Genomic DNA, 23,950 nt, shown 5'->3' on the forward strand with positions numbered 1-23,950 from the left:
ACTCAGCACACGCCCACGGAAAGCGAATCGTTTCCCGTAGCTCCTAAACTCCAAAAATATCTCGAAAGCAAGTCTTCGACTTTATGGTCTGATAGTTGCGTAGGCGTCTTAGGAAATACCAATGCTTAGCTAAACCTTTGCATAAAAAAACTCCTCGATATGCTGCGAGGAGTTCTCGTTTATTTTTTTGAGGGGGATTGATAGGTGATGAGGAATTCTTCATCTGTAATGTAGAAATCGCGATCAGGCCGGTAAGGAAGCAGTTTCAATGTCTCGAGCTTATAAAAGCTCACCCGTTTGTAAGGATCGTTCTCGATAATCGGAAGTTCCTTCGTGGCTTTCATATACTGATCGACTGCACGCTGGACAGTATCAAGGTCGATGGCGAGCTGCTTTTCTTCCTCGGGAAAAATTTCATAAGTTTCCCGTGACATATAGTAAGTTTCTATCGGAATCCCTTTCAGAAAAGGGGCCACTAAGTCATAATCAATCGTCAAGTCTTCCTTTATGATGAGACTTAGTTCGACGCCTTTTGGAAGCTGGCTGGCATAAGCATTGACCGCTTTCCGTACTTCATGTATCGAAATGCTGCGCTGTTCATAAACTTCTGTCGGTTTTGAAGGGCTTTTTGTCTTTTTCTTTTTCTTCCACATTCATCATTCCTCCTTGTTTAGAATATGTCCGTCATGCACACACTAACAGGGGAGGTGTGTGTAAAATGGACTATGGGCACAATAATGATCGTGAGCTTGATATCTATACCTGTATCAACCCTGAATTCGGCTGGCCGGATGACGACTGCTGGCATGATGGTCACAGGGAAGAAATGGAGGCACGACAGAATCCTTTAGCACAATTATAGCAGAAGGATAAAATTTCAATAAAAAATTGAAAAACTTTTGCGAAAAATTAGGACTTTATTCATGTTATCTGGTACATTTAAAGAGCACAAATTATTTTGATTGTGAAAGGAAGATGACATGAATGAATCCAACAAAAAAAGGTGATTTCGAAATCACCTCACAGACCCTCGCGCTGATCGCCACAACGACTCCTTATGGGAAAGTGACGACAGAGGTGCTCGAAACCCATTCGAAACGCGAAATCCCAGTCCAACCCAGCCGGCTTGTCGATGAAGCGTGCCGCTATTTCGCCGCCAGTCTGCCAGGGCGCTTAGCTGGCACGAAACAAGTCGCCGGTTTCACTCATAAGCCGCCAATCGTCATTTCCCAATCGATGGGTATCTACTTCTTTCCTACTATTTCCCCGAAACGAAAAGACTGCTCCTGGATCGCCCACAGCCATATTCACTCCTTCGATAGCAACGACGGCTACAATACCACTATTCATTTTACTAACGGCACCTCGATTGTTGTGCCCGTTTCTCCCGGTATGATCGCCAATCAAATCCAGCGCACTGCTCAGTTCCGTTTCTTGCTGGAAAACCGGATCAAGCATTCTTCTGTGTATACTGCGGAGCAGATCGCAGAGCCTTTTGCATAAGTTCATACAGGATACTTTCAACTTTTTTGCGAATAGCCGGGTTGAAGTAATTACGTTTTTCTTCATAGCCATGAGCGAGGAACAGGAATGAAGTGAAGGAATCATTTTTGCTGACCTGGACTACCTGAAGCTTTTCCCGGTCCATGCGGGCACGGAGCTCTCTCCGTTCGGTACGGGCTTCATATTCCATTTTCCCTAATAACTCCAAATAATGCTCCTTGATTTTAAATTGACCCTTTTCGATATGCCGGCGGTCCTGCTGGATGACCACGAGAGCCATCGAAAGGAATAGGTAGCGGGAGGTGACCTCCAGCTCTTCTTCTTTCAAGTAGCGCATGACATTTCCCTCCGTTGCGAACGTGTGTTCTGATATAGGTATTATAGCACGAACGGGAAAAAAGTATGCAAGTTTTTTTCTGGAAAATTTGGAAACGTTTACTGAGTCAGGTTAAATTAGGGTAAGCTATAGATGAAAGAATCCATGGCATCAATCAATAGTCAAACCGGCTGTTTTTGATTAAAATGGAACCAGAGGAATGAATTGCACAAGCTAAGGAGCTACTTTGATGTATATCTATACCCTGAATTTCGATAAATTCCAGCAAATGTATGAAAATGACAGGCTTTATGAATATATTATGGCGCAATTGGAAAGATACGAGGCACTCGGTCCTCTACCGGGGATCCTGCTGCCGATGTTTGAAGCTTTTTTGCCAATCCTTCCGTTAGTAATGTTTGTTCTAGCTAATTCCGTAGCCTATGGATTGCTGAAAGGATTTCTTTACTCCTGGATAGGTTCGAGTGTCGGAGCGATCATCGTATTTATCATTATTCGGCGGCTCCGAAAAAAGCGCTTCATGAAGTTCATCGCCGACCAAAAGCAGGTGAGAAAGGTGACCCACTGGGTCGAGAGTCATGGTTTCGGTCCATTGTTTCTATTGATGTGTTTTCCTTTTTCACCATCGGCGATCATCAATGTCGTAGCTGGATTATCTGATGTCAGCAGGCAGCAGTTCGTCCTGGCCGTCCTTTTAGGGAAATCGGTGATGATTTTCACCATCGCCTATGTTGGGGAAAGCATCACTTCCTTCGCCCAGAATCCAGTAAAAACAATCGTTGTCGCAGTCTGTATCACGTTATTCTGGGTGCTTGGAAAATTTCTTGAAAAGTGGCTTCAGAAAAAAGCGGAGCGGAAACGTTATCAAAACGATTAGACTTTGTCAAAACAGGGTAAGATGTTGTTAGCACACACCCTGGAGGCATAGTTATGAAAAAGAAGAAATTTTGGCGTGTTTTCCGTACAGTACTTTTTGCGTTATTGATAGCATTTTTGTTCCGTAATTATCTTTTTGCAAGCTACATTGTAGACGGAGAATCGATGGAACCGACATTGTATGACGGAAACTTGTTGATGGTAAATAAAGTGATTTATGACTGGCAGGGGATTGGTCGGGATGACGTGATCGTTTTCCATGCTAATGAAAAAGAAGATTATGTGAAGCGGGTGATCGGCGTACCGGGAGATCACATCGAGTTCAAAGATGATACGTTATATATAAATGGCGAAGCTCAGCCGGAAAAATATCTGGATGCGCTGCGTCCAAACGATGGAAAGTTATTCACCAAAGACTTCACACTGGAAGAAGTGACAGGGAAAAGCGAGGTTCCGGAAGGCCATCTGTTCGTGATGGGTGATAACCGCCGGGACAGCTTAGACAGTCGCTACTTCGGATTTGTTTCGATGGACAGTGTGGTCGGAAAAGTCGATGTCCGGTATTGGCCGATGTCACAGCTGGCGATTCAGTTTTAATTAAAAAAGCTTATACGAAAACCCCTGGTGGCAATCATTTGCCGACAGGGGTTTTCTTTTTGGGGAGAATTTTTATGATTCTCAATAAATTCTTTCGGAAATCAAGCGGTACGCGATCAGGGTTAGAAAGGCGAATAAAACTGCAATGGCATAAACAGCAGTTTCCAATGGTAAAAAAGGAGCAAGGAATGAGCCGGCGCTTGCACCGGTTAACAGTACAAAAGAATAGATCGAAAGAGCGCTGCCTCTATTCTTGACGGCTAAGCTTCCGATCAGGACGATGACCATCGGGATAGTCACCGAAGTCGAAGCCACCATCATGACCGACGCCCAAATCAATGTCCCTGTAGAAATTCCGATCATGGCCGGGATAAATGCGGCCATCATCAGACTTAGGAACAGACATAGCAGGACAGCAGGAGGCAAACGTTTTTGGATGCGACTCACGAAAAAAGCAGGAATCACTCCGATCAAACCGAGCATACGAAATTGCTGCAGGGTCAGTGGCAACCCTTCTGGATTCTTTTCTATAAACCATTCGAAGCTGCTGTAGAACAGCATGATGGTAAAAAGTAGAAAGAAGCTGATCAGGTAGAGTTTTTGCAAGGAAGATTGCTTGAAAAATGATAGAATAGTAATAAGCGAAATCGCCGCTTTTCTTCTGTCTACCATGTCAGGAGGGCGTAAAGCTGCGGCCATCAGGACGGCGCAGCTCAAGTAACAAAAACTGAAAACGACGAATACCATTTGATAGCTGTAAGATGACCCGAAATAGCCGGATACCAGCTGACCGAAAATCCCGGCAAACAAAAAGCCGGTATTGATCATGGCGATTACAAAGGACTGCCGTGAGCCGGAAAACTGCTTGAAGGTATAGCTGAAGGCGGGCGGTGCAAAGCTTGCTGCTAAAAACCCTTGCACTGCCCGTAAAAACAGCAGCATACCAAAAGAATCGGTCAAGGCGATGATTCCTGTCACAGCCATGACAGCAGCCATGCCAATCTGAAGGATGCGGGCATTGGAATAGATATCGGAAAGGATGCCGAAGCATAATAGACCGACTGCGTAGCAAATGATGAACAACGTGCTGGTTAGAGAAGTCCAGGCCGGACTGGTTCCAAAATGTTCAGCGAGAGCAGGATGGAGCGGGAGCATGGTATACAGGTTGCTTGCGATGAATATTCCGGAAGCTATCAGAACCATCGCCTGGAAGGCTTGCTTCATAACGGGTCATCCTCTCGTTGCTATAATATAATTCACGATATGTAATGAAGACCACAGTGTGCATGAAGAAGGAGGAAACCGATCGATGGGCATCCGATTCATACTTGGACGGTCTGGTGCTGGAAAAAGCTCCGCCGTCATGGAAGAAATAGAAGCAAAGTTAAAAGAGAATCCAAAGGGGCCGCCAATCATCTATCTCGTACCCGACCAGATGACGTTCCAGCAGGAATACGCTTTGTTGAAAAGAGACGGCATCGAAGGATCGATCCGGGCCCAGGTGTTCAGCTTTTCAAGACTTGCCTGGCGGGTATTCCAGGAAACGGGTGGGAATACCCGAAAGTACATAAGCTCGACGGGAATTCAGATGATGCTCCGGAAGATCACTGAAGAACGGACATCTGATTGGCTGGTATTCCAAAAAGCAATCGAGAAACAGGGTTTCATGGAACAACTGGAAGGGATGATTACAGAGTTCAAACGGTACCGGATCACGCCGGAGATACTTCATGAGCAAATGACAGCGATCGATCAATACACACACCAGTATGCCAGTGAAATCGCGCTGCGCAACAAGCTCGAGGATCTCAGTTATATTTATGACCGGCTCGATCATGCGCTCCGGGATCAGTATATGGATGGGGAGGATCAACTGCAGATGCTGGCAGATAAAATTCCAACCGCACGCTTCCTGGATGGCGCGGAGATTTATATCGATGGTTTCCATAGTTTCACTCCCCAGGAAATCATGGTCATCGAAGCGCTATTGAAGCGGACCAAGTGTGTCAATGTAGCGCTGACTTTAGATAAGCCTTCATCCGGAGACCGCCCGGAACTGGATTTGTTCCATGAATCCGGAGAAACCTATGAAACTTTGGCTGCGATGGCAGAGGAGCAAGGGATAGGATTCGATGGAACAACCATCCTCGATAACAAGCAGGGCCGGTTTGAGAACCGCCCGCACTTTTTGCATATGGAGCGGTATTTCGATGAGCGACCGGCTCCTCCGTATGAAGGGGAAGCGCCGATTCAGATAGCCGAAGCGGTCCATCCACGGGCAGAAGTCGAAGGTGTCGCACAGGAAATTCTCCGCTTAGTCCGGGATGAAGGGTACCGCTATAAAGATCTTGCCATCCTGATGCGTGAACCGGAGACGTACCACGACTTGATTACGACCGTTTTCAAAGATTATGAGATTCCTGTATTCCTTGATGAAAAACGCACCATGCTCAACCATCCGCTGATCGAATTGATTCGCTCGGGGCTGGATGTCGTCGAGGGAAACTGGCGCTATGACGCTGTGTTTCGTTTGTTGAAAAGCGGATTCAGTCTTGCAGATGATAAGCGGTATCCGCTCGATGAGGATGCTATTGATGAACTCGAGAATTACGTGCTCGAATATGGAATCCGTTCCCGTGAGCGCTGGTGCAGTGACGAGCCATGGGTATACCATCGGTTCCGCGGCTTCGACCAGGCATCCCAGACCGATGAGGAACGCGCGAAACAGAATCGTATCAATCGGTATCGCCGTCAAGTGACAAAGATACTCGAAACCTTCGATGAAGGGTTGAGAGAAGCAAAAACGATCGGGGAAAAGTGCCGGGTCATCTATACCTGGCTCGAGGCAATGGACGTACCTGGCCAGTTGGAAGCCTGGCGTGATGATTTTGATGCCGCTGGTGCACTGGAACGTGGCCGTGAACAGGAGCAGGTGTGGGACGCTGTCCTGCAATTGCTCGATGAAGTCGTCGAGATGGCAGGCGAAGAAAAAATGTCCCTGCAAGTGTTCCGCAATACTGTGGAAAGCGGGTTGGAATCCTTAAGGTTCTCCCATGTGCCGCCTAGCATGGACCATGTCATCGTCGGAACGGTGGATCGATCGAGGATTTCCGGTATCAAAGCGGCATTTTTACTGGGAGTGACCGAGGGAATCTGGCCGATGAAGCCATCAGGAGATGGAATGATCAGTGAAGAAGAGCGTGATTTACTTGCTACCCATGGCCTGAAGCTGGCTGATGGCAGCAAACGTCAGCTCCTGGATGACCGTTTCTACGTATACCTGGCATTGACGATGCCGCGCGACCGGTTATGGATCAGCTATCCGCTCAGTAACGAAGAGGGGAAATCAAAGACACCTTCCCCGATTATCCGCAGAGTGGAGGAGCTATTTCCGTGCTGTCAGGATCATACCCTGCTGCAAGACCCAGATGACCTGGAAGATGCCGATCGTTTCATCACGACAAAGACGAAGACGAGGGGCGCACTTACGGCACAGCTTTCCCGCTATTTGAAGGGTTACAGCATGCGTCCGGTCTGGTGGGATGTCTTCAATTGGTATGTACGTAACGAGCAAAAAGGCGGGCTGACCAATCGGATTCTGGAGAGTCTCTTTTATCAGAACAAGCCAGTGAACCTCAGCAAACAGACGACTAAGCAACTGTATCCGAAACAGGTGAAAGCAAGTGTCTCAAGGCTTGAGATGCATAATCGCTGTTCTTACCAGCACTTTGCGAGATATAGCCTGCAGCTGGAAGAACGGAAGACTTATAAGCTTGATGCCCCTGATATTGGCCAGTTATTCCATGAAGCATTGAAAAAAATCACCGAATGGATCCAGGGGGAAGGAAAAGACTTCTCCCAACTGGATAAACAGGCAAGTACGCAGTATGCATCCCGCGCAGTCCAGGAATTGGCACCGATTTTACAGCATCAGATCCTGCACAGCTCGAACCGCTATCAGTACTTGCAGCATAAATTACAGCATGTCATTGCCCGGGCAGCATTCGTATTGAGTGAACAGGCACGGAACTCGAAGTTTTCACCTGTTGGAATGGAACTGGGCTTCGGTCCAAAAGAACAGCTGCCTCCGCTTACGCTCGATTTACCGAATGGTTTTGAATTGATGTTGCGCGGACGGATCGACCGTGTCGATAAAGCACTCAATCAGGATGATTTGTTCCTGCGGATTATCGATTATAAATCAAGCGCCAAAGGGTTGAATCTGATTGAAGTCTATTACGGACTGGCACTTCAGATGCTTTCCTATTTAGATGTTGTACTTACTTATGCCGAGCAGTGGCTTGGTGCCAAGGCATCGCCTGCAGGGGTATTGTACTTCCATGTCCATAACCCGATGATTTCCGGGAAGCAGAAAATCGACGATAAAAAAATTGAAGATGAAATTTTGAAGAAATTTAAGATGCAAGGCTTGCTGTTGGAAAATCAACAGATTGTTCAAATGATGGATACAAGTCTCGAGAAAGGGACCAGTAATATGGTTCCAGCTGGACTGACTGCAAACGGCGGCTTTTATAAAAGTTCCAAAACGGCGGACTTAGATATGTTTGAACGACTTCAGGGCTACATTCGCGATGTCATGGTGCAGGCTGGCACGATGATCACTAATGGGGAAGTGAAGCTCAATCCATACCAGCATGGCCAGCAGGCCGCATGTACGTACTGTCCGTTCCGTTCGGTCTGCCAGTTCGATCCGACCTTGGAAGAGAACAGTTTCCGCAAGTTGCAGGATATGAAAGATGAGGAAGTCTTAGAGCGGATTGCAAAACAAGAAAGAGAGGGGGATGTGTGATGGTGCGCTGGACAAAAGAACAAGAACGTGCAATCCATACGAGCGGCAGGGATGTCCTCGTGTCGGCAGCGGCAGGCTCGGGTAAGACCGCTGTTTTGGTCGAACGGATCATTCAGAAGCTGCTGCATCCGACAGACCCGGTCGATATCGATTCGCTGCTTGTCGTGACCTTCACCAATGCGGCAGCGCAGGAAATGAGGAGCCGTGTCGGACTTGCGCTGAGTAAAGCGCTGGAAGAGAATCCTGGATCCAGCCATCTGAAAAAACAATTGTCACTTTTGCAGACAGCATCTATTTCCACGCTGCACTCCTTCTGTATGGAGGTGGTACGCCGGTATGCTTATTTGCTTGATATCGATCCTAATTTCCGCATTGCTGACGATATCGAAGCCGATCTTCTGCAGCAGGAAGTGCTGGAAGAATTGTTTGAGGACTGGTATGGCAAAGAAGGAGAAGAGAGGGATGCCTTTTTCGCTGTCGTTGACCGTTTTTCCAATGACCGCAGTGACCTTGAGGTAGAATCACTGATTGTCGACCTCTACACCTTCGCGATGCAGAATCCCTCTCCTGAAGCATGGCTGGATCAGATGGCGGAAATGTACCGTGTAGATGAAAATACTGAAGAATCAGATCTGCCGTGGCTGAAGATGCTGAAGCGGGAAGTGGCCAGCCAGCTTGACGCCATACTGGTGGAAGCGGAAAAAGCGCTGGAGGTCACCAGAGAAGCGGATGGACCGTATCACTACGCCGATACGATCGACGCAGATGTAGCCTTGGTCCAGGAAGCGAAAGGGCTTGCCGCTATTTCATGGACTGAGTTGCAAACATTCATGCAGACGAGCAAGTTCGCCCGGCTGTCCGGCAAAAAAGCGGACTGCGATGAAGCGAAGAAAGACCAGGTAAAAGCGATACGCGACAGCTATAAGAAGCGCTGGAATGATATGGCGGGTGAATGGTTCACCCGTTCACTGACCGGTCATCTGGATGATATGAAAGAACTGCACCCGGTCATTGTCCAATTGGTTACATTGGTTAAAGATTTTCGCGACCGCTACACCCGCTTGAAAAGGGAAAAAGCGATAGTCGATTTCTCCGACCTGGAACACTATTGTCTGGATGTTTTGCGTGATGACTCCTCGACTGCGGAGAACCTGGTGCCATCAAATGTGGCGTTTGATTTCCAGGAAAAGTTCTCGGAAGTACTGGTGGATGAGTATCAGGATACTAACCTTGTTCAGGAAACGCTCTTACTGCTTTTAACAGGCGGGGACCGGGGTGGCAATCTGTTTATGGTCGGTGATGTGAAGCAAAGCATTTACCGCTTCCGTCATGCTGAGCCGACGTTGTTTTTGAATAAATATCAGCAGTTCAAATATGACGACCATCCAGGTGAGCGGATCGACCTGGCCCGTAACTTCCGGAGCCGGAAGCAGGTGCTGGCTGCCACGAACTATATTTTCCGCCAGATACTGGATGAGGAAGTCGGCGAGATGAATTATGACCCGGATGCTGAGCTGATCTACAGTAATACGATATATGATGAACTCACTTCTTCCGATACCGATACTGAATTATTGGTCATTGACCGGGAAGCTGCTGAAGAACAGCCGACAGAAGAGGGCGAGGATTATCGCGATTTAGAAAAGGCCCAGCTCGAAGCCCGTGCATATGGAAAGATGATCAAAACGTGGATTGGTCAACATGAACAGGAACCGCTGCAAGTCATCGATAAAGAGACGGAACTTCAGCGTCCTGTCCAATATCGCGATATCGTGATTTTGATGCGTTCCATGACATGGGCGCCTACCATTGTCGATGAATTGAAACAGCAGGGAATTCCGGTTTATGCTGAACTTTCCTCCGGCTATTTTGAAGCGATTGAGATTAAAATCATGCTTAGTCTATTGAAAGTGATTGATAACCCACAGCAGGACATTCCGCTCGCTTCCATTCTCCATTCGCCGATTGTCGGGCTGGATGAAGAGCAGCTGGCACAGATCAGGCTTGCAAAACAGCGGTCGACCTATTATGAAGCGATGAAAGTCTTCAGCGGCGATCAGGAAATACAAGAGAAGATTGATAGTTTCTTGAACCAGCTGCATTCCTGGCGGGTCCGTGCGCGGCAGGGTGCGTTATCTGAACTGATTTGGGAAATTTACCGGGAAACTGGTTACTATGACTTCGTTGGCGGGATTCCAGGTGGACGGCAGAGGCAGGCCAACTTGCGTGCGTTGTATGATCGGGCCCGTTCCTATGAAGCTACCTCTTTCCGGGGTTTATTCCGTTTCTTGCGATTCATTGAGCGGATTGAAGAACGGGGGGATGATCTCGGTGCGGCCCGTGCCCTCGGGGAACAGGAAGATGTCGTACGAATCATGACGATTCACAAAAGTAAAGGACTTGAGTTTCCTGTCGTCATTCTTGGCGGCATGGATAAACAATTCAATCAGCAGGACCTCCGTTCGAAGTATTTGCTGCATAAAGACTATGGCTTTGGCACGCGGTACATCAATCCCGAGAAGCGGATCATGTACCCGACGCTCGCCTACCATGCGTTGAAACGGGAGAAATTGCGCGAGCTGCTGGCAGAAGAAATGCGCGTCTTATATGTAGCATTGACGAGAGCGAAAGAGAAGCTTGTCATGGTCGGCAACGTGGCGTCATTTGAGAAAAAACAGGAAAAGTGGGTGGAGTTCCTCGAGCATCCGAGCTGGGTACTTCCACCACATTACCGGCTCGAATCGAAAAGTTATTTAGACTGGGTCGGTCCTGCCCTGATCCGGCATCATAAAACCGAGCCATTGCGTAATCCAGATGTCGAAGTCAAAACGTCAGAAGAAATCTGGCAGGATGAGTCGGAATGGCGGGTGGAAATCAAACATGGCAGTGCCTATAACCAGCTGGATGAATTGGAAAAGAACCGTGATGAACGGCTGCAAGAGGCGGTTTATGCCTGGAAACAAGTCGATGGCAATGAAGAAGCTGAAAAGGTCGACAAGCGATTGAATTTCCAATATGCCTACCACCAGGCAGCAAATTTACGGGCTAAGCAGTCGGTGACCGAACTGAAGCGGCAGCGGGAAGAACTGGATGAATACAGCAGTAATGATATCGTGCTTCCGTTCAAAGCACCGATCATCAAGCGTCCCCGCTTCATGCAGGAAGAGCAGAAGCTGACAGCTGCTGAACGCGGAACAGCCATGCATACCGTCATGCAGCATTTGCCGTTTACCCGGAACTATACCGAAGCGGAAGTCCGGGAATTTGTCCTTGGTTTAGTCGATAGGGAAGTGCTGCGAGATGAAGAAGCAGAGGTCATCGATACAGCAGCAGTCGCGGCCTTTTTCGAAACCAGTATCGGCGAGTTCGTCCTTCAGGCCGATCAATTGGAAAAAGAAGTACCGTTCAGTTTAACGCTTCCGGCCCACGAGGTCTACTACAATTGGGAAGGCGAAACCGAAGAGCAGGTATTCGTCCAAGGGGTTATCGACTGTGTTGTACCCTATGATGACGGTTGGCTGATTCTCGATTACAAAACGGATACAATTAACGATGAAGTTACAGAAGAGCTGAAACAGAAGCTTGCAAGCCGGTATGAGGTACAGCTTCGCTTGTACCAGACAGCACTAGAAAAGATATGGAAAGAACCAGTCGTGAAAAAATGCCTCTACTTTTTTGATGGTACCTTGCTGCTAACCACGGAGTTGGATGAAGGATGAAGGAACGAAGCAATGCCAAGACGTGTGATTTGTGCTGGCGGTCTCCGGTTTTGACGTCCGTGCACCATCTGATCCCAAAAGAATATGGAGGAGCTGATGGTCCGACGGCACAATTATGCAGTGCATGCCACCGCCAGATTCATGCCCTTTTCACCAATGAAGAGTTGGCAGGATTTTACCATACAGTCGAGCGGCTGGCAGATCATCCGGATATGGCCCGCTACCTGCGCTGGGTGAAAAAACAGGACCCGCAAAAGAAAATCGCAACAAGGAAATCGAATCGGAAGCGGAAGCAGTGAGATGAATAGGGTACTTTCCTCTAGTATCTTGCTCATCAATGAAGCGTTAGCTCATAAATCTTTTTCGCTGATCAGCCATTCCGGATAAAAAGCCAAACATAGGAAAAGACGCTGCAGTTAGCACTCGCAGCGTCTTTCTTTATGCATTACCAGCGACGTTCTGATCATTGACATCAGGGTCGAACGGATTGGTTGAACTGAATCCGTTGTTCGTATTGATGAAGTCCCCGGTATTAAGGGCACCGGAACCGGCATTCGTTTTGGATGAGCTTTTCGGAGCCAAGTAAAAGGCATCACCGAAATTAATGACCCCACCGCCAACACTGTTTATTTTAATGGGGCCGACAATGGATGGCATCTTACCCCTCCTTCAATAGGCTTTCATTTAGTCTATGCGTAAATCTTCTTCTTGTTCGTCTTGGAGGATGCGGAAATGCTTGACCCTCGATTCTGCTTCCAGGATACCAAGGCTGCCGATTTGAATCATAGAAGAAGTGGAAACCCCGTTGATTCGTACACTTTCCACGTTGATCGTCGGGTTATGGTGGTAATGAATATCTTCCACAGTCTTAGTAGGAGGAAGACGTTTGAATTGTCTCGTGAAGATTGGATAGTCCTCATAATTGTAGCGTCCTTCCTCAAACCAGGTACCTTCTTTCTGAACGGCTAAAACCCGGGCGAAAGGTGTGGCACGCCAGCTGTCTCCAATTACAAAGCTCGACCCATAAACAACATCGGTAACTTTGATGTCATCCAAGGTGACGAGCCGTTTATTCATCCTCGACCGTCTCCACAGTAGACGACGCGGTGTCACCTGACACGCCACTCCCTAAAGGAACGAATGGACCAATAATCAGTGATTCAGCAGGAGTATCAAAGTACGAGTTCAATCGGATCTGTTCATTATCCCCGATTAAAAATACAGACGAGGAGGTTATGCCGGCGATTTCTACATTGCCGACGTTAAGCCCCCAGTTATGAACGATAAAAGCCATCAGGCATCTTCTCCTTTAGATTGGTTAAGGAATTGAGCGATGGAATGTTCGACTTCTGACTTGATTAGGTGCACAATCTTTTCTGGCTCCGGTTTTGGATCCTGCTTTTCATGATGGGCAATACGGGCAGGCAGTTGATTTCGAATATCCTGGATGATGCTCTGTTCTTTTTGATGATCCATTGCTACGTCGTTATTAGCTGCCAGACTTCGGACGATGGCTCCACCCTGATTCATCAAGTAGTGATCGAGCTCCTCTAAAACCTGTTGGTTGGCAGGTTTTGGAGCGGAGGGAGGCACAGGCTGCTGCTGGCCCCACAGAGAAGCATCATCGATTTTACTCAATTCCTGCGGCGTCAAGCCGATATGAAGTGTTCCTTCCAGGGTTTCTATTTTCAATTGGTCGAAATTATATTCTATTTTTTCAATCACTGTCCTGGGTTGATCGGAATGGTTTTGTTCCAGTGTTTCCAGTTTTTGATGAAGCGCTTTGATCTCCTGCTGTTGTGCCTGAAGCTGCTTCATCATCTGCTCCATATATTGCTGCCAGGAACCATAATAATTCATCCCTCTCACCCCCGTTGAAATTAGGCTATATCACTACTTTATGCAAAAAGCCTATTGGCGTGCTAAATGACCACGTAATTTGATCAGCTAGGTGCAGACAATGGCACAAGTGGACCTCCGCCTTTGCCGATAGTGGTTATATCCCCTTCGAAGGGTTCAGCTAGTGGGGCAGGCTCCGTGAATCCTCCGGTATTGTATAGTTCAGAGCGCGACTGGATCGATCCGGCGCTTCCGATTTGAACGACGGAAGAGTTGGTTACCGCTTCAATTTTAAGCATGTTGATACAAATGGATTGGTGAATAGTAATGCTCATAACTATTTCCTCCTAGTTGTTACTTGGACTGGTCTGTGACATCCCTGTCATTGACGTAAGTGACCGAGCGGCCTAAATCGATTCGTATACCGTCGCCTGAATTGAATGAACCTCCGCCGGCAAACGTTTTTGCCGAGCTGGTGGGAGCTATGGTGAATACATCACCAATATTGAAAATGCTGGATGACGAGATGGAAATTACTTTTACGGCTCCAACTTGAGCTGGCATGGTTTTCCTCCTTTTTTTGTATGTACCTAATTTATTCCGTAATCATCTATCAACTTTTCACCTAAACAAGTAAAATAAAGATAAAGGAGGGGGACAAATGAAGGACACTGGGACACCATTACGGGAAGCTGAGCGCTTGGAATGGATAGATGCCGCTCGTGGTTTAGCGATTTTAGGCATTTTCATGGTCAACGTCCCCGCTTTTAATGCGCCTTATTTTCTATATGGCGGTGAAGAGGTTTATTGGCCATCTGCCACAAGCCATACCATCCAGACGATTATCGATATTTTTTTCCAGGCGAGCTTCTATACCTTATTTTCATTTTTATTTGGGTTTGGAATAGAAATGATGAGAGGGCGTCTGGCTGCTAAGGGGTTCAATGAAAAACAAGTGATCGGGCGCCGGTTGCTGGTACTGATCGGCTTCGGTCTCATTCATGCTTTCTTGATTTGGCACGGCGATATATTACTATCATATGGGCTGATTGGGTTATTGTTATTATTCTTCTTAAATCGCAGTGGAAAAACATTGCTGGCCTGGGGCTTTGCCACACTTTTATTCTTCACCAGCTTTTTTACTTTCAGCTTATATAATCTGGGCCCTGACTACGGCGGGGGGATCAACGAGCCTGCGATCGAACAGGCAAAAGCAAACTATGGCAGTGGGACGCTCTTTGATATTTGGTCACAGAACTGGAATGACTGGTATTACACCAATGCGCCGATGAACTGGCCATTTCTGATCATGAGTCTGTTGCCGATGTTTTTGTTCGGCATGTATGTCGTCCGGAAAAAGTGGCTCCATCAACCAGCGGCACACCAGACTGCTTTATTTTCGCTTTGGGTCGTTACCTTACTCTTATTTTTAGGGTTTAAGGCAGGACCGTATTTCTTTGGCAACCCGGCCTGGTTCCAAATGATGCAGGACAATATAGGAGGAAGCGCTTCAGCTATCTTCTATGTCGTTAGTGTGACGCTGCTTTATCAACGTTCCTTAGGAAAACGGGCGCTGCACGGGCTGAGTTATGTCGGCAGATTGTCCCTTTCCAACTACATTTTGCAATCCCTGTTTTCATTCTTGCTATTTTATTCAGCAGGTTTTGGGCTGTATGGGCAAGTGTCCCCGCTTTGGAGCGTTATCATTGTGGTTTTATTTTACAGTGTACAAATCGTCCTAAGTAAGTGGTGGCTGAAAACATATCGGTTCGGTCCGTTAGAATGGCTGTGGCGGACATTGACCTACAGCAAAAAGCAGCCAATACGGAGAAGGCAGGAGGGATAAACATGAACCGGCAGCAAGTCAGAAATGAAGGGAACAAGTGGGTGGAAAGAGGAATTATTGAACCTCATCAATTAGATGAAATTATGGCTTTGTATCCAAAGCGAAGTCAAAAACCGATTCTGTTGACATTGGCAGCAATTTTCATCGGACTTGGTTTTTTAAGCTTCATCGCGTCCAATTGGGGAGTGATTCCCGATATCGCCCGCATGGCTATCATTATTATGGCTATGATCGGATTTTACATTGCTGGGGATAAGGTCTACCGTACACGTTCAGAAACGGTCGGGCTTAGTCTGCTGATTATCGCCGTGTTGATTTTTGGTTCTGGCATTTTCCTGACAGGGCAGATGTATAATTACACCTCGTTCAGTGCGTTTCCGTTTTTCGTATGGGCGCTGGCTGCTTTACTGGTTTTTGCGGTTTATGATGAGCGATCTTTATTCGTGATAGCGATTGTAATTACCACCATCGGTCAAGTCTATAGTGCCGTTAATTTTTCGGAATTCAACGTATTGCTTGGTTTATTATTCGTGCTCGGTTTCAGTCATTATGTCTATCACCGTGCTGACTGGCTGTATGCGACGCTGTTTTCACTCAGCTACTTACTGCAGACCGTCATACTGGCCTTCGTAGAATATCAATCTTACCATTGGCTGCTTGTTTGCTTTTTGATTTTATACCTTATTGGCATGGTCGTACCTAAGGAGGCACTTAGAATTCCATTTACAAAGCTTAGCGTCGCTGCCATGTTTATATTGGTTGTCTGCCAAGTATTCTTTTTAGAGGTTGAGTTCTTCACGGAATCGCTTGGCGGGGAGCTCGTCTTCCTGACAATCTGGATAGTATTATCGTTAAGTGCTGTGTTTCTGTTATGGAAAAAAGATCATTTCATTTTGCTGCTTAACCTGGTTTTGTTCCTCCCGGTATTTTACCTGGAGGCAGGATCTATGGTGGCATTAATCCTCCTGTTCATTTATTCATTGGGATGGCTGCTTCGCGGATATCAGTCCGAGACCCCGGATATAGTCACCAAAGGCACGGTAGCGTTTGTTATCAGTACTATTGTCGCCTATACCCAGCTTGCCTGGGATTTCATGGATAAATCATTATTTTTCTTCATCGGCGGCATTTTGTTATTCCTGTTAAGCTTCTTCCTGGAAAGGAAGCGCCGGAATCTATCGAAAAGGGGGCGGACAGTATGAAGCGTTTCGCCTTTTATGGAGTCGTGCTGCTGCAGGTACTGTTTTTGGCAGGCATGTCGGTTTCTTATTACGCGATGGATGCATTTGGCCAGACCATCAAGCTGGAAACAGCTCCTGTCGATCCAAGGGACATTTTTTATGGAGACTATGTCATTTTGAACTATGAAATCGAAATGATAGAAGAAAAGAAATGGTCAGGGGAAATCCCGGAATATGGGGAAGCCGTCTATGTCCTTTTGGAAGAATCAGAGAATGGTCTTTTTCAAGTAGTGGATGCTTCCTGCGATAAAATGGAAACAAAGGCTGACCAGGTCCGCTTGAAAGGGAAGTATCAATGGCATAACGAAGGCCAGTCTGTCCATCAGGTGACTTACGGGATCAACCGCTATTATGTCGAAGAAAATACAGGTAAGCAATATGAGCAGCAACGAGAGGAAATGGTAGTCGAAGTAGTTGTTGCGCCCTGGGGGCAGAAAAAGATTGTTAGTCTTGAATAGACACTTGACCCACCAGATGAGATTAATAGCTTAATTCTAATTTAAAGGAAAATACCTGAAATCCAGCAGTAAATTTAACTTTATTGAGGGAGTGTTTTAATGAAGCATGGGCTGGTAGTTGGCGGCACGGGAATGTTAGCCAAAACCACGATTTGGCTGGCGGACAATGGCTATCATGTATCGGTACTTGCACGAAATCAAAGGAAGACAGATAAGCTATTGGAGCAATCCCGTCATAGGGAACAGTTGACTCCGGTACTGGTCGATTACAATAATCATGAGGTATGGAAGCAAAGATTAAGAGAAAATTTTGAGCGAAATGGCAATCCCCGACTTGTAGTGGCATGGATTCATTCTGATGCTGAAAAGGCCAGAAAGATAATCATCCAGGAAGTTTCAAAGACATCCATACCATTCGATTTATACATAATTCTTGGAAGCAGCAGCAATCGGGAAGTAGTCAGACAAAACACCGCCGTACCGGAGCATTGCACATTACATATCGTCCAATTGGGTTTTGTAGTCGAAAATAATGGCTCAAGATGGCTGACACATGATGATATTGCCGGCGGGGTCATTGAAGCAATTAAGCATGAAAAGATTGAGCACATTGTCGGTGCACTGGAGCCATGGAATCTTCGACCTTGAAAATAAATTGCCGGAACGCCTCATTGATTGAAATACACATAGGTGAGCGTTGTCCATCACTCAGGTATTAGTTAGGGAAGAATATTTTGAGTGATATTCATAAGTACACAATAAACTTTGCAGCCTGGATTAATAAAAATCCAGGCTTTTTTTCGTGTGCAAAAAGATATTGGCAGGTTGATATGTTTGACAACTTTGTTACAGTATTAACATTTTTAATAAATAATCCCAGTTGGTGTGATTTAGTTCACTTAGTTAATAACCGTTCTCAATTATGATAAAGGTAACCAAAAAGTTAGGGGGATGATTCAAAGTGGCTGAGTTAAATGTGAAGCAGAACGAGGAAGTGGTGGAAGAGAGTTCAACGATTAAAGGGACGATATTCTCGGTGGCTGTGGTTGGGGGAGTCATATTTGTTACGTATCTTCTGATTTATGGACTATATATGGCGAGATTATAGGAGGGGATGAACATGCATAAAGCGGAAAAAGTTTGGCTGACATTAAGTTTTGGAATGATTATCGGATTCATGCTGATCACAGGCTACCAGGCATTCGCAAAAGATATGGGACCGCCGAGTTACGGGGAACGAATTGATCCCCAAAAGGTTGATGAAACGGCTCCGTTCGATAACCCTGGCATCACCCAGATTGGTGAAAAGGAGTATGAAGTTGTCATGACACTGCAGGTGTTCAGCTTTACTCCAAATGAAATTGAAGTTCCGGCCGGATCGACTGTCCACTTCACAATGACCTCGAAGGATGTTACGCACGGTTTCCAGGTTGCTGATACTAATATCAACGCGATGGTTATGCCCGGCTACATTTCAAAAATAACACAGAAGTTTGATAAGCCTGGTGAATATCTTGTCCTCTGTAATGAATATTGCGGCGCAGGCCATCAGATGATGGGTACGACGATTACAGTCAAATAAAGGGGGGAATAAAATGGAAGCGATAAAAAAAGAGTATTGGAAAGATAAAGCGAACAAAGCGCTCGGAATCAGTCCAGAAGATGCCAGAATCACGAAATCATATCTATCCGTCGCATTCATCGCCATTTTAGTTGGTGGTTTTCTCGGACTATTACAAGGAATGAACAGAGCCGGCATCCTCGAGCTGCCGGTGTGGGCTAACTATTATAAAGTACTAACTGCTCACGGACTTCTATTAGTCGTAGTGTTATCGGCATTTTTCACGATTGGTTACTTTTATGCAGGATTATCTCACTCGTTAGGCGGGCTGCTGCCGAAAGTAAGGAAGATGGCCTGGATCGGTTTCTGGATGAAAATCTTTGGATTCGTCCTCGCTGTGATCCCTATTCTGCAGGGTGACGCCTCTGTCATGTATACCTTCTATCCACCGATGGCCGCTGCCCCAATGTTCTATATCGGCCTCGTCTTCATCGTGTTGGGTGTCTGGATGCTTGCTTTTGGTGCGTTCATCAATGTGGCGAATTGGAGAAAAAATCATAAGGGACAGCACATCCCGATCATCTCCTTTTTCGCAACTGGCGTTTTTGTCCTTTTATTCTTCGGCAGTCTACCGGTCGCCATTGAGGTGTTCTATATCATACCTTGGGCGTTTGGGTGGATTGACACAATCAATGTCATGGTTTCCCGTACCCTGTTCTGGGCGTTCGGACATACGCTCGTTAACATCTGGTATATGACCGCCATCTCTGCCTGGTATGTATTCGTTCCGAAGATCATCGACGGAAGACGCTGGAGCGACATGTTGACAAGGATCGTTGTTATCGCGCTCGTTATTATGAATATTACTGGTGGTTTCCACCATCAAATCATTGACCCTGGTATTTCTGAATCCGTCAAATACATGCACGTGTTCATGAGTCTTGCCATCGGCTTTCCGTCATTGATGACTGCTTATGCGATGTTTGCTGTGTTTGAAAAGACTGCTCGAAAAAAAGGTGGCAGAGGGCTTGTCGGCTGGTATAAAAAAATGCCTTGGGGAGACGTCCGTTTTCTTGCACCGTTCATCGCAATGGTTGCTTTCATTCCAGCCGGTGCGGGTGGAATTGTCCAAAGCACGAATCAATTGAACCAGGTTGTCCATAACTCGATGTGGGTCGTTGGCCACTTCCATTTGACACTGGGAATGACAGTCGTGATGACCTTCTTCGGTGTCAGCTACTGGCTTGTCCCTTTTGTATCCGGGCGAGTCTTGACCCCGGCGATCAATAAACTCGGCATTATCCAAACCATCGTCTGGACGGTAGGTATGGTGTTGATGTCAGGTGCAATGCACTGGGTCGGACTGTTAGGGTCGCCTAGAAGAACTTCTTATTCAACCTATTTTGATAATGCTACTGCTTTAAGCTGGGATCCATACTTGTTCTTCCTCGCTATCGGAGGAACATTACTTATGATCGGTGTGCTGCTCCAAGTCTATGCTGTATTCAACATGATGTTCTTTGCACCAAAGGGCGAAACCGAGTTTCCAGTGGCAGAAGAGGAAGAAGATGCAACACCGACTCCGATGTGGACCGAACGCTGGGGGCTCTGGATTGTCCTCATGCTTACCTTAGTAAGCATGGCATATGTCATCCCGTTAGTCGACTTTATCGTCAACGCACCTCCAGGTTCACCGCCATTCAAAACCTGGTGAATGACAAAAGAAGAGAGCAGGCTTATGAAAGCGGTGCTCTCTTTCTTTTTAATCGATAACTAGGAAGTGATCATGATGGCCAACAAAAAAAAGAGCCTTCTATCTTATATTCTGGTCGCTGCATTCGGCCTTGTCCTGTTCTACCTCGGTACCGATGGGTTCACGGCATATACGTCAGAAGCGGCACGGGTCAACCAGCTGAAAGATGAAACACCCATGTTCCCTGAGGTAACCCTGGAAGATCATGAGGGGCGGGTTTATCCTTTTTCCGAGTTTGAAGGCAAGTATGTATTCATCACATTCTTTTATACGATGTGCGGAACGGTGTGCCCGGAGCTTGAGAAAAACATGGCGGAAGTTTATGACATGCTGCCGGAAGACGTGATTGAAGAGGATATCCAGTTTCTAAGTATCAGTTTCGATCCCGAGCGTGATACACCGGAAGTTCTGGATACGTACCGGGATTGGCTGGACAGCGATGGAGAGACATGGCGGATGGCGCGGATTCCTGATCAGGCGGAATTGGATGAGCTGCTTGATCGCTTCGGGGTGATCGTTATTCCTGATGAATATGGCAACTTTGCGCACAACTCGGCGTTTTATCTTGTCAATCGAGAAGGCAGGCTGGTCGAAGTGATGGATTATAAAAAGACTGAGGAAGCAGCTGAAACGGTGATGGATATTTTAGAAGGAGGCGGAAAGAAATGAAGGGCATCTATTATGTGATCACGCTCTACATCTTTCTCATGCTGCCTCCCGTCGCCAACCTGATGGAGTCGGTGATGATCATTCATATGCATATGCAGATGACGCTGTTTGTCATCATCGGGTTTCTGCTCGCTCCTGTGCTGCAAAAAAAGTTTCCACGCTTTTTTGAAGAATGGAACCCGAACGGCATCCCCGGCATCCTGCTGTTTGTTATCGTCATGTTTTACTGGACACTGCCCCGCTCGATGGACGAAGCGCTCAACCTTTGGTATATCGAACTGTTCAAGTTCATTTCCCTGCCGTTCCTCGCCGGCGTGCCGCTGAGGGACAGCTGGAAGAAAGTAAGTGCCAGTGTTAAGAACGGACTGATTATTTTATTTACGCTATTATTCATTGCGATGGGCTGGCTGTACATTTGGTCACCGAACCAATTGTGCAATAATTACCTGTTGATCGACCAGATTACCCTCGGCTGGGGATTTTTGTTGACTGCCGTCTGTATGATCAGTTATATAGCTTATAGCTATATAACAGACTTAGCAGAAAATATCTAGTATCTTTTGTATGATGGCCAGGCAAGTAGCTCTTCCGGGAAACAGTAACTTTTCTCGTAAAAGAATTTTCGATCAAAAGAAGTAGTTCAAATAACGTGGAAAAACACGAGTATGAATATCCTAATGGTTTCATACTCGTGTTTTTATTGATGGGTAACGTTTGATTTTGGTTTCATTGCCGAATCAACAGATACAAGCAATATCATCGTATTGGCAGACGATATAAACACTGAGCGATACGCTGGTATATCGTTTATCACATTAAGCGATATGAAAGCAGTGATAGGTAAAAGGTTGAGGACAGCTGGAAAGCTTTGTTAGTAAATAATAATCTAATAGACTCAATTTTCTTATAAGTCATATCGTTTACTAATTTGTCTTGCAAATTCGACAAAAAACCTTCATATTATTAATTAGATAAGGAGGGCCGATATGCGACACGATATACAACCGAATGAGCGAGCTTATACAACTAAAGAAGTGGCCGAAGAAGTAGGAATAGCTACCCCGACTGTCCGAAAGTATGGTCAAATGTTAGAACGGTACGGATATGAGTTTTTCAAGGATGGCGATCGGCGTATTTTCGTGAAAACGGATGTTGATGCACTTATAGCGATACGCGATACGGACAAACCTCTGAACGAAATAACAAAGGAACTTGTACAGTTGCAGAAAGAACGACTGGAAGCCCCTCCTGAAACAGAGGTGGCAGCACCCGGTACATATGATAATTCACTACAGGATCCTAATCAGCTGAAGGATTTTATGAGGGCTTTAGCCAGCGAACTTGCAGCTGCCCGGGAAATGAACGTACAGCTATCCAACGATATGGCTCAGCTCAAAACCACGGTTTCCCGTCTCCAGCAAGATCACCACGTGATAAGTTCAGGAGTTGGAAATTCCGCCCAGAAGACACAAGCTAAACTGGAAAAATTGAAGGAACAGCAAGAGAACCAGTATGAAACCTTGCTGGAGCAAGAGAGACAAAGAAGTGAAATGTTGCAGCAGGAATTGCAAAACATGCGTGAAGAGCAAAAAAAAGAATGGCAGATGCAAAATGATTTTAATAAACGGTTAGAACAAACCGTACAACACAAACCTCAAGGGATTTTTGGGAAACTTTTTGCCATGTTTCGGGAATAAATTCATTTTGCCAGGGCCTTTGACATTTGAATAAGTCGAGTCGAAGGGAGTTTATCTGTCTAAGATACACTCCTTTTTTTAATGCACTCTCATTAAATCTCTTGCAGTTAACGCCCCCTTTAATTGTAGACCAATTTCGAGAGAAACTGTTTCCGGTACAGATGAGAATCTCTGGAGGTCCGGCAATCACTCGCTTTTCCTGGGCGTACGGTGAGTTTCCTCGGGCTAAAGCCCTGCGGGATCTCACCATGTACTCTTCTCCCAGAGGACTTTGAATAAGCTTCTTGAATAAACACCGCACGAAGGAAATGCGTAGCATTTTCGAGGAGTCTCGCAATTTCCCGGACCTCCTTTCGTTTATGAGAATACGGAAACATCTTATAACGTACCTCAAATATATGGAAAGCTACACATCAAAGGATGGCTTATAACCGGCTTTATTATTCCACAATCGTAGAAGACATACAATTATGGCAGGGGTTCGTTTCTCTCATCCTTCGGATGGGGTGGTTGGGAAACTGTGAGACTCCCTCCGGAAATGTTGATACACCAAGGGTTATAAATCGTTTTTAACACTTTAAAATTTTTTTATTTTACATTCATCAAACAAGTTATTCCTTTTATTCAAATTTAAGGTAAATAAAGGGACGCGTTGCGTTTCCTAACTGTATTAGGTGATCCTTTTTGTATTTATCGATGCACCTTGGATCCCTGCTTTCTTATGAGGACTTACCCTCCCATGTCTCTTGGCGTCGTGCGCCTACATTCCTTCGTTTGGTCTCATCATAAGGCAGAGGCCAGCTTTATTCTCCCGCATAGAACTCGTAGTCTGTTGTCTCGCTTGGCGCCAGCTTCTCCGTGTCATCTTATGGGTCAGAAATATAGGTTTTTCAGTTCAGCTTCTACGCCTTTCTGGAATCCTGGGATAGCTGAAATTACCACCAATCATGAGCTTCGCAATCAATCTTGCGTCCTTTTTGTCGTTTTTAGTTTGAAGATTATCATCAAACTCTTTCGATTTCTTTACATGTGCAGGATTGACGA

26 protein-coding genes and 1 pseudogene are annotated in these 23,950 nt (G+C 46.2%); 17 read left to right on the forward strand and 10 right to left on the reverse strand.

Annotated elements, in window-relative coordinates:
- Positions 1-179: 179 nt before the first annotated feature.
- Entirely contained in the window at positions 180-653 is a 474-nt protein-coding gene (locus BLV00_RS16710) for a DUF3939 domain-containing protein (protein ID WP_093046104.1), read from the reverse strand.
- A gap of 65 nt (positions 654-718) precedes the next feature.
- On the opposite strand from BLV00_RS16710, the gene BLV00_RS22080 reads away from it, so the two are divergent.
- Together BLV00_RS22080 and BLV00_RS16715 are read left to right on the forward strand one after the other, a co-directional pair.
- Positions 719-862 (forward strand): hypothetical protein, encoded by a 144-nt coding sequence (locus tag BLV00_RS22080; protein ID WP_176791666.1) that lies wholly within the window; start codon positions 719-721, stop codon positions 860-862.
- A 122-nt stretch (positions 863-984) separates the two neighbouring features.
- Entirely contained in the window at positions 985-1,503 is a 519-nt protein-coding gene (locus BLV00_RS16715; RefSeq protein WP_093046105.1) for a competence protein ComK, read from the forward strand.
- On the opposite strand, the gene BLV00_RS16720 is transcribed toward BLV00_RS16715, so the two are convergent.
- Positions 1,451-1,840 carry a YhjD family protein gene (locus tag BLV00_RS16720; RefSeq protein ID WP_093046106.1) on the reverse strand — a complete coding sequence of 130 codons (390 nt, stop codon included), beginning with the start codon at positions 1,838-1,840 and terminating at the stop codon, positions 1,451-1,453. The genes BLV00_RS16715 and BLV00_RS16720 overlap by 53 nt on opposite strands.
- Before the next feature lie 229 nt (positions 1,841-2,069).
- Between BLV00_RS16720 and BLV00_RS16725 the strand changes: the two genes are divergently transcribed.
- Positions 2,070-2,717, forward strand: a complete 648-nt coding sequence (locus BLV00_RS16725; protein ID WP_093046107.1) for a TVP38/TMEM64 family protein — start codon at positions 2,070-2,072, stop codon at positions 2,715-2,717.
- A 53-nt stretch (positions 2,718-2,770) separates the two neighbouring features.
- Complete coding sequence (gene lepB, locus BLV00_RS16730; RefSeq protein WP_093046108.1) at positions 2,771-3,313, forward strand: signal peptidase I; 543 nt, start codon at positions 2,771-2,773, stop codon at positions 3,311-3,313.
- An 81-nt stretch (positions 3,314-3,394) separates the two neighbouring features.
- Here the strand turns inward: lepB and BLV00_RS16735 are convergent, their stop codons facing one another.
- Positions 3,395-4,537, reverse strand: coding sequence for an MFS transporter (locus BLV00_RS16735; RefSeq protein WP_093046109.1), 1,143 nt, complete (start codon positions 4,535-4,537; stop codon positions 3,395-3,397).
- Positions 4,538-4,622: 85 nt separating this feature from the next.
- Here BLV00_RS16735 and addB point away from each other — a divergent pair, with 85 nt between their 5' ends.
- The 3 genes from addB to BLV00_RS16750 are packed head-to-tail and all read left to right on the forward strand — an operon-like array spanning position 4,623 to position 12,141.
- Positions 4,623-8,123, forward strand: a complete 3,501-nt coding sequence (addB, locus tag BLV00_RS16740; protein ID WP_093046110.1) for a helicase-exonuclease AddAB subunit AddB — start codon at positions 4,623-4,625, stop codon at positions 8,121-8,123.
- Positions 8,123-11,842 (forward strand): helicase-exonuclease AddAB subunit AddA, encoded by a 3,720-nt coding sequence (gene addA / locus BLV00_RS16745; protein WP_093046111.1) that lies wholly within the window; start codon positions 8,123-8,125, stop codon positions 11,840-11,842. The genes addB and addA overlap by 1 nt, the downstream gene beginning before the upstream one ends.
- Positions 11,839-12,141: an HNH endonuclease gene (locus BLV00_RS16750; protein WP_093046112.1), complete on the forward strand. Its 303-nt coding sequence runs from the start codon at positions 11,839-11,841 to the stop codon at positions 12,139-12,141. The genes addA and BLV00_RS16750 overlap by 4 nt, the downstream gene beginning before the upstream one ends.
- Positions 12,142-12,280: 139 nt before the next feature.
- Here the strand turns inward: BLV00_RS16750 and BLV00_RS16755 are convergent, their stop codons facing one another.
- The 6 genes from BLV00_RS16755 to BLV00_RS16780 all read right to left on the reverse strand — a co-directional run bounded on the left by BLV00_RS16755 (position 12,281) and on the right by BLV00_RS16780 (position 14,245).
- On the reverse strand, positions 12,281-12,499 hold the full coding sequence (locus BLV00_RS16755) for a spore germination protein (RefSeq protein ID WP_028781993.1): 219 nt from the start codon (positions 12,497-12,499) through the stop codon (positions 12,281-12,283).
- Positions 12,500-12,526: 27 nt separating this feature from the next.
- Positions 12,527-12,919 carry a spore germination protein GerPE gene (locus tag BLV00_RS16760; protein ID WP_093046113.1) on the reverse strand — a complete coding sequence of 131 codons (393 nt, stop codon included), beginning with the start codon at positions 12,917-12,919 and terminating at the stop codon, positions 12,527-12,529.
- Positions 12,912-13,136 (reverse strand): spore gernimation protein GerPD, encoded by a 225-nt coding sequence (locus tag BLV00_RS16765; RefSeq protein WP_093046114.1) that lies wholly within the window; start codon positions 13,134-13,136, stop codon positions 12,912-12,914. Before BLV00_RS16765 ends, BLV00_RS16760 begins: the two co-directional genes overlap by 8 nt.
- Positions 13,136-13,702, reverse strand: coding sequence for a spore germination protein GerPC (gene gerPC / locus BLV00_RS16770; RefSeq protein ID WP_093046115.1), 567 nt, complete (start codon positions 13,700-13,702; stop codon positions 13,136-13,138). Before gerPC ends, BLV00_RS16765 begins: the two co-directional genes overlap by 1 nt.
- Before the next feature lie 83 nt (positions 13,703-13,785).
- A complete protein-coding gene (locus BLV00_RS16775; protein WP_093046116.1) occupies positions 13,786-14,016 on the reverse strand; it encodes a spore germination protein GerPB in 231 nt (76 codons plus the stop codon).
- A 19-nt stretch (positions 14,017-14,035) separates the two neighbouring features.
- Positions 14,036-14,245, reverse strand: coding sequence for a spore germination protein (locus BLV00_RS16780; RefSeq protein ID WP_093046117.1), 210 nt, complete (start codon positions 14,243-14,245; stop codon positions 14,036-14,038).
- A 97-nt stretch (positions 14,246-14,342) separates the two neighbouring features.
- Here BLV00_RS16780 and BLV00_RS16785 point away from each other — a divergent pair, with 97 nt between their 5' ends.
- The 10 genes from BLV00_RS16785 (at position 14,343) to BLV00_RS16825 (ending at position 22,906) form a co-directional block, all read left to right on the forward strand.
- On the forward strand, positions 14,343-15,527 hold the full coding sequence (locus tag BLV00_RS16785) for a DUF418 domain-containing protein (protein WP_093046118.1): 1,185 nt from the start codon (positions 14,343-14,345) through the stop codon (positions 15,525-15,527).
- Between the two features lie 2 nt (positions 15,528-15,529).
- Positions 15,530-16,729, forward strand: a complete 1,200-nt coding sequence (locus tag BLV00_RS16790) for a DUF2157 domain-containing protein (RefSeq protein WP_176791669.1) — start codon at positions 15,530-15,532, stop codon at positions 16,727-16,729.
- Complete coding sequence (locus tag BLV00_RS16795; RefSeq protein ID WP_093046120.1) at positions 16,726-17,226, forward strand: GDYXXLXY domain-containing protein; 501 nt, start codon at positions 16,726-16,728, stop codon at positions 17,224-17,226. Before BLV00_RS16790 ends, BLV00_RS16795 begins: the two co-directional genes overlap by 4 nt.
- Positions 17,227-17,325: 99 nt before the next feature.
- Positions 17,326-17,874 (forward strand): Rossmann-fold NAD(P)-binding domain-containing protein, encoded by a 549-nt coding sequence (locus BLV00_RS16800; protein ID WP_093046121.1) that lies wholly within the window; start codon positions 17,326-17,328, stop codon positions 17,872-17,874.
- Between the two features lie 313 nt (positions 17,875-18,187).
- Positions 18,188-18,334, forward strand: coding sequence for a cytochrome c oxidase subunit 2A (locus BLV00_RS21750; protein ID WP_143030741.1), 147 nt, complete (start codon positions 18,188-18,190; stop codon positions 18,332-18,334).
- A gap of 6 nt (positions 18,335-18,340) precedes the next feature.
- Positions 18,341-18,808: a cytochrome c oxidase subunit II gene (locus tag BLV00_RS16805; RefSeq protein WP_093046122.1), complete on the forward strand. Its 468-nt coding sequence runs from the start codon at positions 18,341-18,343 to the stop codon at positions 18,806-18,808.
- A gap of 13 nt (positions 18,809-18,821) precedes the next feature.
- Complete coding sequence (locus BLV00_RS16810; protein ID WP_093046123.1) at positions 18,822-20,501, forward strand: cbb3-type cytochrome c oxidase subunit I; 1,680 nt, start codon at positions 18,822-18,824, stop codon at positions 20,499-20,501.
- 75 nt (positions 20,502-20,576) lie between these two features.
- Positions 20,577-21,209, forward strand: a complete 633-nt coding sequence (locus BLV00_RS16815; RefSeq protein WP_093046124.1) for an SCO family protein — start codon at positions 20,577-20,579, stop codon at positions 21,207-21,209.
- Positions 21,206-21,763 carry a hypothetical protein gene (locus BLV00_RS16820; protein WP_093046125.1) on the forward strand — a complete coding sequence of 186 codons (558 nt, stop codon included), beginning with the start codon at positions 21,206-21,208 and terminating at the stop codon, positions 21,761-21,763. The genes BLV00_RS16815 and BLV00_RS16820 overlap by 4 nt, the downstream gene beginning before the upstream one ends.
- 432 nt (positions 21,764-22,195) lie before the next feature.
- Positions 22,196-22,906 (forward strand): MerR family transcriptional regulator, encoded by a 711-nt coding sequence (locus BLV00_RS16825; RefSeq protein WP_093046126.1) that lies wholly within the window; start codon positions 22,196-22,198, stop codon positions 22,904-22,906.
- Positions 22,907-23,794: 888 nt separating this feature from the next.
- Here BLV00_RS16825 and BLV00_RS22780 read toward each other — a convergent pair.
- Positions 23,795-23,950: pseudogene (locus BLV00_RS22780) on the reverse strand (IS110 family RNA-guided transposase); the annotation flags it as partial.

The sequence above is a fragment of the Thalassobacillus cyri genome (assembly GCF_900107755.1).
Classification (GTDB): Bacteria; Bacillota; Bacilli; order Bacillales; family Halobacillaceae; genus Thalassobacillus; species Thalassobacillus cyri.